Consider the following 14639-nt stretch of genomic DNA (forward strand, 5'->3'; position numbering starts at 1 on the left):
GCGAACTGGAGAGCGCTAGGCGGACGGCCGCAGGATCACCGCTCCCATGGGCGGCACGCGGATCTCCGCGACCGCAGGGAAGCCGTGCATCGCGCGCGGGGCCGCGACCACGTGGCCCAGGTTGCCCACGCCGGAGCCGCCGTACACCTCGGAGTCGGTGTTGAACACCTCGTCCCAACCGCCCGCCTCGGGCAGCGGCAGCTGGTACCGCTCGTGCGGGACCCCCGCGAAGTTCACCACCACCGCGACCGGATGCCCCGCATCGTCCATCCGCAGGAAGGCGAGCGTGTTGCGACGCGTGTCGTCGGCGTCGATCCAGCGGAAGCCGGCCGGATCGGAGTCGCGCTCGAACAGCGGCGGCGTCTCACGGTAGAGCCGGTTGAGGTCGCCGAGCATGCGGCGCACGCCGTCGTGCAGGCGGTCCTCGAGGTGCCACCAGTCGAGCGAGCGGCCCTCCGACCATTCGGCGTACTGCCCGAACTCGCAGCCCATGAACAGCAGCGTCTTGCCCGGGTGCGTCCACTGGTACGCGAGCAGGGCGCGCAGCTGCGCCATCTTCTGCCAGTGGTCGCCGGGGAAGCGGTCCACCAGCGAGCCCTTGCCGTGCACCACCTCGTCGTGCGACAGCGGCAGCATGTAGTGCTCGGAGAACGCGTACATCAGGGAGAACGTCACCGTGTGGTGGTGGTACGAGCGGTGCACGGGCTCCTCGCCCATGTAGCGCAGCGTGTCGTTCATCCAGCCCATGTTCCACTTGAGCCCGAAGCCCAGGCCGCCCGCGCTGGTGGGCGCGGTGACGCCCGGCCACGCGGTGGACTCCTCGGCGATCATCACGATCCCGGGCGCGTTGCGGTAGGCCGTCGCGTTGGCCTCCTGGAGGAACGCGATCGCGTCGAGGTTCTCGCGGCCGCCGTGGACGTTGGGGCGCCACTGGCCCGCCTCGCGCGAGTAGTCGAGGTAGAGCATGGAGGCGACCGCGTCGACCCGGAGGCCGTCGGCGTGGAACTCCTGCAGCCAGTAGACGGCGTTCGCGACCAGGAAGTTGCGCACCTCGGAGCGGCCGAAGTCGAAGATGAACGTGCCCCAGTCGGGCTGCTCGCCGCGCAGCGGGTCCGGGTGCTCGTACAGCGGGGTGCCGTCGAAGCGTCCCAGCGCCCACTCGTCCTTGGGGAAGTGGCCCGGCACCCAGTCGAGCAGCACGCCGATCCCCGCCTGGTGGAGGGTGTCGATGAGGTAGCGGAGCTCGTCGGGGGAGCCGAACCGCGAGGTCGGGGCGTAGTAGCCCGACACCTGGTAGCCCCAGGACCCGCCGAACGGGTGCTCCATCACCGGCAGGAACTCGACGTGCGTGAAGCCCAGGTCGGTCACGTACGCGGTGAGCTGCTGCGCGAGCTCGACGTACCCGAGCCCCTGGCGCCACGAGCCCAGGTGGACCTCGTAGACGCTCATCGCGCTGCGATGAGGCTGGGACGATGCGCGGGTCGCCAGCCAGTCGCCGTCACCCCAGTCGTAGGACGACTCCTCGACCACGGAGGCGGTCGCGGGCGGCAGCTCCGTGCGGCGCGCCATCGGGTCGGCCTTCTGGCGCCAGTGGCCGTTCTTGTCGAGGATCTCGAACTTGTAGGCGGTGCCGGCCGCGACGCCGGGGATGAACAGCTCCCAGATGCCCGAGGCGCCCAGCGTGCGCATCGCGTGGGCGGCGCCCTGCCAGTGGTTGAAGTCGCCCACCACGCGCACGGCGCGGGCGTTCGGCGCCCACACGGCGAAGTCGGTGCCCACCACGTCGCCCAGGACCGAGTCGAGGCGCTTGACGTTCGCGCCCAGCACGGTCCACAGGCGCTCGTGGCGTCCCTCGCGGATGAGGTGGAGGTCCAGCTCGCCCAGCAGCGGCAGGAACCGGTAGGGGTCGTCGGTGACCGTGGTGGAGTCGCCGTAGGTGGCGTGGACGCGGTAGTCGGGGATCGCGGTGCCGGGGATCTCCGCGAGCCACACGCCGTGATGGGTGTGCTCCGCCGGGAACCGCCCCTCGAGCGTCTCGAACTCGACGGCGTCGGCGAGCGGGCGCAGCGCGCGGATCACCACCACCCCGTCCTCGGGGTGCGGGCCCAGCACGGCGTGGGGATCGTGGTGCGTGCCTCGCGCGATGTCGGCGAGCACGGCGGGATCGAATCGGCGGGGCATCAGGACCTTCCCTCGAGGTGAGCCTGGCGGTGGGCGACGGTGGACGTCATGACGGCCTCACCACGGCGACGTGGATCAGCGAGACGGCGGGGTCGAGCCGGACGTAGAAGTCGCGGCCCCAGGTGTAGGTCGCGCCGCCCACGACGTCGTCGACCAGCAGGCGCGCGTCGTCCCCGAGCCCGATCGCCGGCAGGTCGAGCGTCACCACGCCCGACTGGACGTGGTGGGGGTCGAAGCTCGCGACCACGATCACCGTGTCCGCCTTGCCCGTGGGCGACTCCGCGGCCGGGACGTGGCGCGAGAAGCACAGCAGCTCGGGGTTGGTGGTGGGGTGGACCCGCAGCCCGCGCAGGCGACGCAGCGCCGGGTGCTTGGCCCGCGCCGCGTTGAGCGTGGTGAGCAGGCTCGCGATGCCGTAGCGGTCCGCGTCCGCCCAGTCGCGCGCCTTGAACTCGTACTTCTCGTTGTCGATCTGCTCCTCGACGCCGGGACGCGGCACGTTCTCCACGAACTCGTAGCCCGTGTAGATGCCGTACGAGGGCGATCCGGTCGCGGCCAGCGCCGCGCGCATCCGGTACAGCGCGGGGCCGCCGTGCTGCATGTCGGGCGTGAGGATGTCGTGCGTGGTGGGCCAGAAGTTGGGGCGCATGTAGAACGACGAGTCGCCCGAGACCTCCTCGAGGTACTCGCCCATCTCCTCGGCGTTCTGACGCCAGGTGAAGTACGTGTAGCTCTGGTGGAAGCCGATCTTGGCGAGCGTGTGCATCATCGCGGGACGCGTGAACGCCTCCGACAGGAAGATCACGTCCGGGTGGCGCTCCGCGATGTCCCGCAGCAGCCGCTCCCAGAAGGTGAGCGGCTTGGTGTGCGGGTTGTCGACGCGGAACAGGGTGACCCCCGCGTCGATCCACACCTGGAGCATGTCGCGGATCGCGTGGTAGATGCCCTCGGGGTCGTTGTCGAAGTTCAGCGGGTAGATGTCCTGGTACTTCTTCGGCGGGTTCTCCGCGTACGCGATGGTGCCGTCGAGGCGCTGCGTGAACCACTCGGGGTGCTCGGTCACCCACGGGTGGTCGGGGGAGCACTGGAGCGCGACGTCGAGCGCCACCTCCATCCCCAGGCCCCGTGCCGCCTTGACGAAGGCCCGGAACGAGCGCATCGTCCCCAGCTCCGGGTGGATCGCGTCGTGCCCGCCCTCCGCCGCGCCGATCGCGTACGGGCTGCCGGGGTCGCCCGGCTCCGCCTTGAGGGAGTTGTTGCGGCCCTTGCGGTGCGTGACGCCGATCGGGTGGATCGGCGTGAGGTAGACCACGTCGAAGCCCATGTCCGCGATCCCCGGCAGGCGCTTGGCCGCGGTCGCGAACGTGCCCGAGTGCCACTCGCCGGTGCGCTTGGAGAAGCGCGCGCCCTCGGACCGCGGGAAGATCTCGTACCAGGCGGAGACCAGCGCCTTCTCGCGCTGGATCAGCAGCGGGTACTCGCGGGACGCGGTGACGTCGTCGCGCAGCGGCGCCGCGGTGAGGGCGGCCTTGAGCTCGGGGGACGATGCGGGGGCGAGGCGGGCCTCCGGGGCCAGGGCCCCGTCCTGGAGGGAGGCCCTGGCGGACTCGAGGAGCGCCTTGCGGGCCGGCGTGTGCCGCACCTCGGTGAGCGCGCGCGTGAGGATCGCGACGCCCTCGTCGAGCATGAGCTGCACGTCGACGCCCGCGTGGATCTTGACCTCGGCCGCGTGCAGCCAGGTCGCGAACGGGTTCGACCAGGCCTCGACGCGGAACTGGTGGAGGCCCTCGTGGCGCGGGATGAACGCGGCGCGGTAGCGGCTGTTGCCCCAGTCGTCGAGCGGCATGGGGAGGCGCTCGTGCCGCCCGTCGGGCCGCGTGATGACCACGGTGGCGCCTTCGGCGTCGTGGCCCTCGCGGAAGATCGTCGCCGTGATCGGCACAGCCTCGCCCACCACCGCGCGCGCGGGCCACCGGCCCTCCTCGAGCGAAGGCTCGACCCCCACGATGGGGATGCGACCGATGGACGTCTCAGGGGAGCGGGCCATGTCCCGAACCTACTCGTAAAGCGGGGTGTTGTGCACCAGGCCGGACGCCGCGCGCCGTGCGTGGGACGGGTGCGGGACCGGTCGGTGCTTGCGTCCCGGGAGAGACGATGTATGGTGTGTCTCGCGGTCGATGTAACCGCTTGCATCCATAGGAGGTTGTGCGCGGTCACAGTTCGATAACGACGTATACCGAACAGGTAACGTTGCGCGGGTCGATTTGCTGAGGCGCCCCTGGACGGGGTAAAACTGTGAACGGTCCCAGTACGGGCGGCCAGTGTGGTCCGCCGCAGTTTTGCAAGGCTCCTCCGGGGGCCGGAGGAGTGTCATGACGGCAGCAGCGAGCTGGCCCCGCGTCGAGGGTCTCGCCTACGGAGGCGACTACAACCCCGAGCAGTGGCCTCGCGAGACGTGGGACGAGGACGTGCGTCTCATGCGCGAGGCGGGCGTCAACCTCGTCTCCGTCGGCATCTTCTCCTGGGCGATGCTCGAGCCCAAGGAGGGCCTCTACGACTTCGCGTGGATGGACGAGCTGCTCGACCTGCTCCACGCGAACGGCATCGCAGCCGACCTCGGCACCCCGTCGGTGTCGCCCCCCGCCTGGTTCTTCCACCAGTACCCCGAGGCGCGGGTGACCGACAAGAACGGCACCGTGATGGGCTTCGGCTCGCGCGGCATGGCGTCGCACGCCGCGCCGGAGTACCGCGAGGCGATCGCGCGCATGGCGGGCGAGCTCGCGCAGCGCTACGGCTCGCACCCCGCCGTGGTGATGTGGCACGTCCACAACGAGTACGGCGTGCCCGTGGCCGAGGACTTCGGCCCGCGCGCCGTCGCCTCGTGGCGCCGCTGGCTGCAGTCGCGCTACAGCACCCTCGAGGGCCTCAACGCCGCATGGGGCACCGCGTTCTGGGGCCAGCGCTACGACGACTGGGAGCACGTGGTCGCCCCGGCCGCGACGCCCACCATCGCCAACCCGGCGATGAAGCTCGACTGGGCGCGGTTCACCGACGACCAGCTGCGCGAGTGCTTCGTGATCGAGCGCGACGCGATCCGCGCGCACGCCTCGCAGCCCATCACCACCAACTTCATGGCCCACCAGTCCTGGAACACGGACCTGTGGAAGTGGGCCGAGCTGGTCGACGTGGTGTCCGACGACCACTACCTGTGGTCGCCCGACCCCGACGCGCACGTCGGGCTGGCGCTGTCCGCCGACCTCACGCGCTCCGTCGCCGGCGGCAAGCCGTGGATCCTCATGGAGCACTCGACCTCCGCCGTGAACTGGCAGGGCCGCAACATCGCGAAGCGCCCGGGGGAGATGCGCCGCAACGCGCTCAGCCACTTCGGCCGCGGCGCGGACGCGATCATGTTCTTCCAGTGGCGCGCCTCCCGCTCCGGCGCGGAGAAGTTCCACTCGGCGATGCTCCCGCACGCCGGCACGGGCTCGCGCCTGTGGCGCGAGGTGGTCGAGCTCGGCGGTCACGTCGAGGCGCTCGCCCCCGCCCAGGGCTCCGTGGTCGAGGCCGAGGTCGCCGTGCTCTACGACTGGGAGTCGCTGTGGGCGCAGGACCTCGAGTGGCGCCCCTCCGACGACGTCCAGTTCCGCGAGCGCATGCGCACCTTCTACGAGCGCCTGTGGCGCGACGACGTCACGGTCGACTTCGCGCACCCCGGCCAGGACCTGTCCCGCTACAAGCTCGTGGTGGCGCCGGCGTCCTACCTGCTCACCGCATCGTCCGCCGCGAACCTCACGCGCTACGTCGAGGCCGGCGGCACCCTGCTCGTCAACTTCTTCTCCGCGATCGTGAACGAGAACGACGCCGTGCACGAGGGCGGGTTCGTGGCGCCCCTGCGCGACGCGCTTGGCCTCACGGTCGAGGAGTTCCTGCCGCTGCGCGAGGGTGACGCGGCGGCCGTCCGGTGGACCCGCGGCGGCGAGCAGGTCCTCGCGAGCGACGTGTGGCAGGACCACATCGCGCTCGCGGGCGCCGAGGTGGTCGCGGAGAACGTGACCGGCCCGGGCGCGGGGCTGCCCGCGATCACCCGCAACGAGCACGGGAAGGGCGTGGGCTGGTACGTCGGCACGCGCCTGGACGTGGATGCGCTCAAGACCGTGTTCGACGCGGTCTACGCCGACGCAGGCATCGAGGCCTCGGGCAACCCCGAGACCCTCGAGGTGGTCACGCGTCGCGGCGCTGCTGAGGACTTCGTCGTCGCCGTCAACCACGGCGCCGACGCAGCCCGACTCTCCGTGGCAGGCACCGACCTGCTCACGGGAGCCGGGACCGATGGCGAGTTCGAGGTGCCGGGGGGCGGCGTCGCCGTGATCCGCACCGCGCACGTGTCCGGAGGTGAAGAGGTCTGACCCGTGGCGACGGACCGGGCTGCGCCGGTCCCGAGCCCAGACCACGAGACACCAACTGAAGACCGTGGGCTCCCCCTCGGGAATCCCACTCGGACGTAACCTGTCGCAGAGACGCGATCTCACCAGAGGCGCGCAATGTGGCCCCACTCTGGAAGGAACAACCATGCGTAACACGATCGGAAAGGTCGCCGTCCTGGCGACCTCCGTCGCCCTCCTCGCTGCGTGCTCGTCGGGCACCACCGAGGAGACCACCAGCGCCGAGCCCTCGTCCTCCGCCACGGAGACGTCGTCGGGCATCGACGCGACCGGCCTGACGCTCACCGTCTGGACGGACGAGAACCGCCAGCCCGCCATCGAGGCCGCCGCGGCGACCTTCGAGGAGGAGACCGGCGCCACCGTCGAGCTCGTCCAGAAGAACTTCGAGGACATCCGTGCGGACTTCCTCGCCCAGGTCCCCACCGGCGAGGGCCCGGACATCACCATCGGCGCCCACGACTGGCTGGGCGCGCTCGTCGAGGCCGGCGTGGTCAACACCGTCGACCTGGGCGCGAGCGCCTCGAGCTTCGCGCAGGTCGCCGTGGACGCGATGACCTACGACGGTCAGGTCTACGGCCTGCCGTACTCCACCGAGGCCGTCGCCCTCATCCAGAACACCGACCTGGTCGGCACCGAGGCCCCCGCCACGTGGGACGACATGATCGCCGCGGGCGAGGAGTCCGGCGCCGAGCGCGCGTTCTGCATCAACGTCAACGGCGAGACCGGCGACGGCTACACCATGTACCCGTTCCAGACCTCCTTCGGCGCCCCCGTGTTCGTCCAGGAGGGCGGCTCGTACACCTCCGAGGTGGGCATGGGCGGCGAGGCCGGCGAGGCCTTCGCGACCTGGCTCTCGGAGAACGGCGAGAAGGGCGCGGGTCACATCTCGACCACCGTCGACTACGCCACCAACAACACGCTCTTCAACAAGGGCAAGTGCGCGTACACCGTCGCGGGCCCCTGGGCGCTCGGCGACTTCGCGGACGTCAACTTCACGGTGAACCCCGTCCCGAGCGCCGGTGGCGAGACCGCCGCGCCGTTCGTGGGCGTCCAGGGCTTCTACGTGTCGTCGCAGTCCGAGAACGCGCTCCTCGCGAACGAGTTCCTCACCAACTACATCGCCACCACCGACGCGATGCAGGCGCTCTACGACGCTGACCCGCGCCTCCCCGCGTTCGAGGGTGTCGACACCGCGTCGGCGCCGTTCCCGGACGCGATCGCGGGCTTCCAGGCCTCGGCCGAGCAGGGCGTCCCGATGCCCTCCATCCCCGAGATGGGCTCGGTGTGGGACTTCTGGAACGCCGCCGAGGCGAAGATCATCAAGGGTGCTGACCCGGTCAAGACCTGGAACAAGATGATCACCGACCTGACCGCGTCCCTCGAGGGCTAGGACAGACCACCGTGGTGGGGCGGGGGCGCCGCAGGCGTCCCGCCCCTCACCGGCGGATCCGGCCAGGATCCGCGGAGCTGATGGGAACGGGAGAGCAGATGTCGACCGACACCGCCGAGCAGGCGCCGGCACCGAACAAGGAGTCGCTCGCGCGCGGCCTCACCGGGATGGGCTGGGGCTTCGTCGTGAAGCTGCTGCTCATGATGGTGGTCAACGCGTTGGGCGTGGCCGGCATCATGGCGGCCTGGAACGCGCAGGCGTGGATCATCCTCGGCGCCTCGGTCGTGTTCCTCGTGGCCGCCGACTGGGTGTACTTCTCGCGGCGCGCGCTGCCGCTCAAGTACATCTACCCAGGGCTCATCTTCCTCCTGGTGTTCCAGGTGTTCGCGATGGGGTACACGGCGTACGTCGCGACCACCAACTACGGCGCCGGCCACCAGGGCACCATGGAGCAGGCCGTCGACGCGGCGCTCATCCAGTCCGAGCGCGAGGTCGAAGGATCCGCGAGCTACCCGCTCGCCGTGGTGCGCGACGGTGACACGCTGGGCTTCGCGATCAGCGAGGACGGCGTGGTCGAGGTCGGCACCGCCGACCAGCCGCTCGCCGAGGTCGGCGGGTCGGTCGACGACACGGGCCGTCCGACCGAGGTCGCCGGCTGGGAGATCGTCGAGCGCGGCGCGTTGCTGTCCGACCAGGAGCTCGCGCAGCAGGTCACCGACCTCCGCGTCCCGGTCTCCGACAACGCCGACGACGGCTCGCTGCGCACGCGCGAGGGCTCGACCGCCAAGGTCTACCGCTCGTCGCTCGAGTGGGACGAGGGTGCGAAGACGCTCACCGATGTCGACTCCGGGGTGGTGTACTCCGCCAACGAGTACGGCACGTTCGTGGGCGACGACGGCTCGACGCTCCCGGCGGGCTGGTACGTCAACGTCGGCTTCGAGAACTTCACCCGCGCGGTCACCGACACGGACTACCGCGAGCCGCTGATCCGCGTGACGCTGTGGACCTTCGCGTTCGCGTTCCTCACCGTCGCCTCGAGCTTCCTGCTCGGCCTGCTCTTCGCGCTCGTCTTCAACGATGAGCGGGTGCGCGGCCGCAAGGTGCTGCGCACGCTGTTCATCCTCCCGTACGCGTTCCCCGCGTTCCTCACGGCGCTGCTGTGGCGAGGCATGCTCAACCCCGAGTTCGGCATCATCAACAAGTGGTTCTTCTTCGGGGCCGACATCAACTGGCTGGGCGACCCCTGGCTCGCCAAGTTCTCGATCCTCTTCGTGAACCTGTGGCTGAGCTTCCCCTACTGGTTCCTGGTGTGCACGGGCGCGCTCCAGTCGCTGTCCTCCGAGACCATGGAGGCCGCCCAGATCGACGGCGCGGGACGGTGGCGCCAGTTCCGGTCGATCACGTTCCCGCTGCTGCTCGTGTCGACCGCGCCGCTCGCGATCGCATCCTTCGCGTTCAACTTCAACAACTTCACCATCATCTACATGCTCACGAACGGCGGGCCACGGTTCGACGATACGAGCGTGCCGTTGGGCGCGACCGACATCCTCATCACCGCGATCTATCAGATCTCCGGTGTCGCCGGAGGTAGAGCCGACTACGGCCTCGCCGCCGCGCTCTCGATCGTGGTGTTCGTGGTGGTCGGCATCGTCTCCGCGATCGCCTTCCGCCAGACCAAGAAGCTGGAGGAGTTCTGATGACCGCCCAGGCACCCGCCGCCAGCAAGGCGTCCCGTCGCAAGCCCACCCGTCGTTCGCGGTGGTGGGGCGAGGTCGGCTGGAAGTACCCCTTCGCCGCGCTCATCATCTTCTACGCCGCGTTCCCGCTGGTGTTCGTGCTGTCGGCGTCGCTCGACGAGAGCGGCAGCCTGTCGGGCACGGAGACGCTGTTCAGCTCCTTCAGCCTCGCCAACTACCAGGCGCTCAACGACACCCTGTTCTGGACCTGGGTGGGCAACACCCTGGTGATCGGCATCGCCGCGGCGATCGGCGCGGTGCTCATGGGCGCCGCGGCCGCCTACGCGTTCTCGCGGTTCCGCTTCAAGGGCCGTCGCGGTTCGCTCACGGGCCTGCTGATCCTGCAGATGTTCCCGCAGACCATCGCGTTCGTCGCGATCTTCCTGCTGCTCATCTCGCTCGGCGAGGTGGTGCCCGCGCTCGGCATCGACTCGAAGATCGCGCTGATCTGCGTGTACCTGGGCACCGCCCTGGGCGCGAACACCTTCCTCATGTACGGCTTCTTCAACTCCATCCCGATGGAGATGGACGAGGCCGCCAAGATCGACGGCGCGAGCCATGCGCAGATCTTCTGGGGCATGATCATCCCGCTGGTGCGCCCCGTGCTCGCGGTGGTGGGCCTGCTCGCGTTCGTGTCCGCGTTCGGCGACTTCATCCTCGCGCGCATCGTGCTGGTCTCGAACGACAACTGGACGCTCGCCGTCGGCATGTACCAGTGGGTGTCCGACCAGCTCACCGCGCGCTGGGGCATCTTCTCCGCGGGCACGGTCATCGCGGCGATCCCGGTGCTGGTGCTGTTCCTCGCGCTGCAGCGCTACATCGTGGGAGGCCTCACGGCCGGCTCCGTCAAGGGCTGACCGGCCTTCCTTCCAGGGACGGGGTCCAGGGCGGCGCGGGCCGCCCCGGACCCCGTTCCTGTGCGTCCGTACCCTCCGTCCGCGGGACGATGCGGCGGTCACCCGACCCGCGCATCGTCCCCCGCAAGTGGGACCGGTCACAGTACGGTTACGATCTCCCGCCGAGGCCCGCGAAGCGCCCATGTTGACGATAACTTGGGACCGTTCACAGGGTGCGGTCCGACCGCTCCCGGTGCGCGGCGGCCGCGAGGCCGTCCGATTCGACGGGGAGTCGCGCGGGACGGGCAGAGGAGCCCGATGCCGTGACGCATCCCCTGAGCATCACCCCCGCACGGACCCACCCCCCGGGTCCGGAAGGCCGGCCCACGCCGGCGGATCAAGGTCGATCACAGGGAAGGAATCATGAGAAGTGCTCTCAGGTCCACCAGCGCCGTGACCGCGGCGACCGCCATGGCGGTCTGCGGCGTCGTCGCGGTGCCGGGCGTCGCCGCGGCCGCGGACGAGCCCATCGAGGCAGGCATCACGGTGCCGCAGGTCGAGAACCTGGCCGACGACTTCATGAACGGCGTCGACGCCTCGTCGGTGCTGTCGCTCGAGGAGAGCGGCGTGACGTTCAAGAACTTCGCGGGCGAGGAGGCCGACCTGTTCGAGGTCATGGCCGAGGCCGGCGTCAACTACGCGCGCATCCGCGTGTGGAACGACCCGTACGACTCCGAGGGCCGCGGCTACGGCGGCGGCACGGTGGACGTCGCGCGCGCCACCGAGATCGGCCAGCGGGCGACCGCGGCCGGTATGAAGGTGTTCGTCGACTTCCACTACTCCGACTTCTGGGCGCACCCGGGCCAGCAGCCCGTCCCCAAGGCGTGGGTGGGCATGACCGCCGAGCAGAAGGCCGAGGCCCTCTACGACTTCACGGCGGACGCGTTGCAGACCATGGAGGACGCCGGCGTCGACGTCGGCATGGTGCAGATCGGCAACGAGACCACCAACCTGCAGCTGTCGGGCGAGAACTGGCCCGCGTCCGCCGCGCTGTTCCGCGCCGGCGCGCAGGCGGTGCGCGACACCGTCCCCGACGCCAAGGTCGCGATCCACTTCACCAACCCCGAGCGCGGCAACTACCTCGGCTACGCCGAGCAGCTCGCCGAGGGACCCGACGGCACCACCGGCACCGGTGACGAGATCGACTACGACGTGTTCGCCAGCTCGTACTACGCGTACTGGCACGGCACGCCCGCGAACCTCACCACGCAGCTGAGCAACGTGGCGGAGACGTACGGCAAGGACGTCATCGTCGCGGAGACCTCCTGGGCGCACACGCTCGAGGACGGCGACGGCTACGCCAACAACATCAGGACGGCCTACGACCAGTACTCGTCGACCGTGCAGGGCCAGGCGCTCGCGGTCCGCGACGTCATCGCGGCCGTCGCCGAGGTGGGCGAGGCCGGCCTGGGCGTCTTCTACTGGGAGCCCGCGTGGCTGCCGGTGGGCCCCGCCGACGAGGCCGAGCAGAACTCGCTGCTGTGGGAGGAGTTCGGCTCCGGCTGGGCCTCCTCGTACGCAGGCGAGTACTCCGCCGACGCGGCCGCGAACTACGGCGGCTCGGGCTGGGACAACCAGGCGATGTTCGACTTCGAGGGCAACCCCCTCGAGTCGCTGCGCGTGTGGGACTACGTCCGCACCGGGACCGTCGCGCCGCGTGAGGTCGACCAGATCACCGCGCCCGCGCTCACTGTCAACGACGGCGACGCCATCACCCTGCCCGCGACGGTGACCGTCGCGTACACGGACGGCACGTCGGAGGAGGTCGCTGTCACGTGGACCTTCGACCAGTCGTGGGCGACGGGCGCCGGCCAGTACTCCATCAACGGCGTGACCGCCGGCGGCGACGCCGTCACGGCCTCGCTCACGGTGCTCGACCCGACGGTGGACTCCACCAACTACGTGGTCAACCCCGGCTTCGAGACCGGCGTCGCGCCGTGGACCGGCTCCGCGAACCTCTCCCGCACGGATGACCCGTACGAGGGCACCAAGTCGGCGCACTTCTACACCGCGACCGGTGCCACCCGCACCGTGATCCAGGAGATCACCGGCGTCCCGGCCGGCGACTACCGCCTGTCGGTGTACGCCCAGGGCCGCGCGAAGGTGGCGGGGGAGAGCACCTACATCACCGCCTCCTCGGGCATCAACACGGTGAACAAGGAGTTCTCGCTCGCGGGCTACCTCGCGTGGCAGCACCCCGTCACCGACGTCATCCACGTCAACGCGGGCGACCCGGTGACCGTCTCGGCCACCCTCACCGTGACCGACGGCGCGTGGGGCACGCTCGACAGCTTCGCGCTGGTCGCGGAGACCCCGGTCGAGGAGGCGGACCTCACCGCGCTCGAGGACGTGGTCGCGGAGGCCGCGGCGCTCGACCGCGGCGAGTGGTCGGCGGTGTCGATGTTCCAGGTCGACAAGTCGCTGCGCCGCGCCGAGTTCGTGCTCGGCTCGGAGCAGCCCAGCCAGGCTTCCGCCGACGCCGCGGCGGCCACGGTGCGCGCCGCGATCGACGGGCTCGAGCCCGGCGACGGCAGCATCCCCGAACCGACCGTGCGTCCCGTCACGCTCACGGTCACCGAGGGCGAGGAGATCGACCTCCCCGCCACCGTCACGATCGAGGCGTACGACGAGACCACCACCACGGAGTCCGTGGAGTGGAACGGCTCGCTCGCGTGGATCGACGGGCCCGGCACCTACACGGTGACCGGCCTCACCGAGAGCGGCCGCACCGCGACCGCCACCGTGACCGTCACGGCGCGTGCGCTGCTGCTCAACGGCGGCTTCGAGAAGGGCGCCGACGACGTCACCCCGTGGACCCTCACGGCGACCCCGTGGCCCGCGAGCGGCGTCGGCACCTTCTGGGTGAACGGCGACGGCCCCCAGGGCGGCTCGTACTCGCTCAACCTGTGGAACGGCACGGGAGCGCCGTTCGACGTGAGCGCGACGCAGGAGCTGACCGGCCTCGCGGCCGGCACCTACCTCCTGTCGGGCAGCGTCAGGGGCGGCGGTTCCGCCACCCTCGCCCTCACGGCGACGTCGACGGTGGACGATGCGTCGGCCGGCTTCACGTTCGGCGCCTGGAACGAGTGGGTGCCGGCGAGCACCGAGGTCGCCGTGGGCGAGGACGGCGTGCTGACCGTCGCGTTCGCGGGCACCACGCAGCACGACGCGTGGGGCTACCTCGACGACGTCTCGCTCGAACGGGTGGACGTGCCCGTGGCGGACACGGCCGCGCTCACGGCCGCGCTCGACCAGGCGGCGGCGATCGACCGGTCCCGCTACACTGCGGACTCGCTCGCGGCGCTCGACCTCGCGGTCGAGGCGGCGAACGTGGTCCTCGGCGCGGAGCACCCGCGGCAGTCGACCGTCGACGCCGCCGCGGCGCTGGTCGAGGACGCCCTCGCGGCGCTCGAGATCGAGCCGGTACCGTTCGACGCGGCCCCCGCGCCGACCATCACGGGCAAGGCCAAGGCCGGCTCCGTCCTGCGCGCCCGCCTGGGCACGTGGGAGCCGACCCCGACCACCGTCACCTACCAGTGGCTGCGCAACGGCAAGCCCATCGCGGGCGAGACCGGAGCGACGTACCTGGTGCGCGGGATCGACCGGGGCACCAACCTCAAGGTCGCGGTCACCGCGGTCAAGGAGGGGCGCCTCGACACCCGGGTGGTCTCCGAGCCGCTCGCGGTGCCCAAGGTGATGGGCAAGCCCGCGCGGCCCACCATCGCCGGCGGCATGACCGTGGGCTCGCGCCTGTCGGTGCCGGTCGCCGGGTGGAACCCGACCCCCGAAAGCTACACGTACCAGTGGCTGCGCAACGGGAAACCCATCGCGGGCGCCACCCAGGCCACCTACACCGTGCGGAACGCCGACCGCGGGTCGTGGATCCGCGTCAAGGTGACGGTGGAGAAGGAGGGCTACCTCACGGACCAGGTGATCTCGCACCCGCGGTTCGTGCGGAACCTCCGCTAGGTCAGGACGGGAGCGGGTGGGGCGC

The 14639-nt window shown here is 70.6% G+C and carries 7 protein-coding genes; 5 read left to right on the top strand and 2 right to left on the bottom strand.

Annotated features, from left to right (window positions below; translation table 11 throughout):
• Nucleotides 1-15: 15 nt before the first annotated feature.
• Both glgB and AOM05_RS13480 read right to left on the bottom strand, forming a co-directional pair.
• Nucleotides 16-2181, bottom strand: coding sequence for a 1,4-alpha-glucan branching protein GlgB (gene glgB / locus AOM05_RS13475; protein WP_062523099.1), 2166 nt, complete (start codon nt 2179-2181; stop codon nt 16-18).
• Between the two features lie 46 nt (nt 2182-2227).
• Nucleotides 2228-4228: an alpha-1,4-glucan--maltose-1-phosphate maltosyltransferase gene (locus AOM05_RS13480; RefSeq protein ID WP_062523101.1), complete on the bottom strand. Its 2001-nt coding sequence runs from the start codon at nt 4226-4228 to the stop codon at nt 2228-2230.
• A gap of 325 nt (nt 4229-4553) precedes the next feature.
• Here AOM05_RS13480 and AOM05_RS13485 point away from each other — a divergent pair, with 325 nt between their 5' ends.
• The 5 genes from AOM05_RS13485 to AOM05_RS13505 all read left to right on the top strand — a co-directional run bounded on the left by AOM05_RS13485 (nt 4554) and on the right by AOM05_RS13505 (nt 14614).
• Nucleotides 4554-6587, top strand: a complete 2034-nt coding sequence (locus tag AOM05_RS13485; protein WP_062523103.1) for a beta-galactosidase — start codon at nt 4554-4556, stop codon at nt 6585-6587.
• A 163-nt stretch (nt 6588-6750) separates the two neighbouring features.
• On the top strand, nt 6751-8013 hold the full coding sequence (locus tag AOM05_RS13490; RefSeq protein WP_062523105.1) for a sugar ABC transporter substrate-binding protein: 1263 nt from the start codon (nt 6751-6753) through the stop codon (nt 8011-8013).
• Nucleotides 8014-8111: 98 nt separating this feature from the next.
• Nucleotides 8112-9710: an ABC transporter permease subunit gene (locus AOM05_RS13495; RefSeq protein WP_062523107.1), complete on the top strand. Its 1599-nt coding sequence runs from the start codon at nt 8112-8114 to the stop codon at nt 9708-9710.
• Nucleotides 9710-10606, top strand: coding sequence for a sugar ABC transporter permease (locus tag AOM05_RS13500; RefSeq protein ID WP_062523109.1), 897 nt, complete (start codon nt 9710-9712; stop codon nt 10604-10606). The genes AOM05_RS13495 and AOM05_RS13500 overlap by 1 nt, the downstream gene beginning before the upstream one ends.
• Nucleotides 10607-11008: 402 nt before the next feature.
• Entirely contained in the window at nt 11009-14614 is a 3606-nt protein-coding gene (locus tag AOM05_RS13505; RefSeq protein ID WP_082097552.1) for a glycosyl hydrolase 53 family protein, read from the top strand.
• Nucleotides 14615-14639 lie beyond the last annotated feature (25 nt).

Origin of the sequence: Demequina silvatica (genome assembly GCF_000971215.1) — a bacterium.
Classification (GTDB): domain Bacteria; phylum Actinomycetota; class Actinomycetes; order Actinomycetales; family Demequinaceae; genus Demequina; species Demequina silvatica.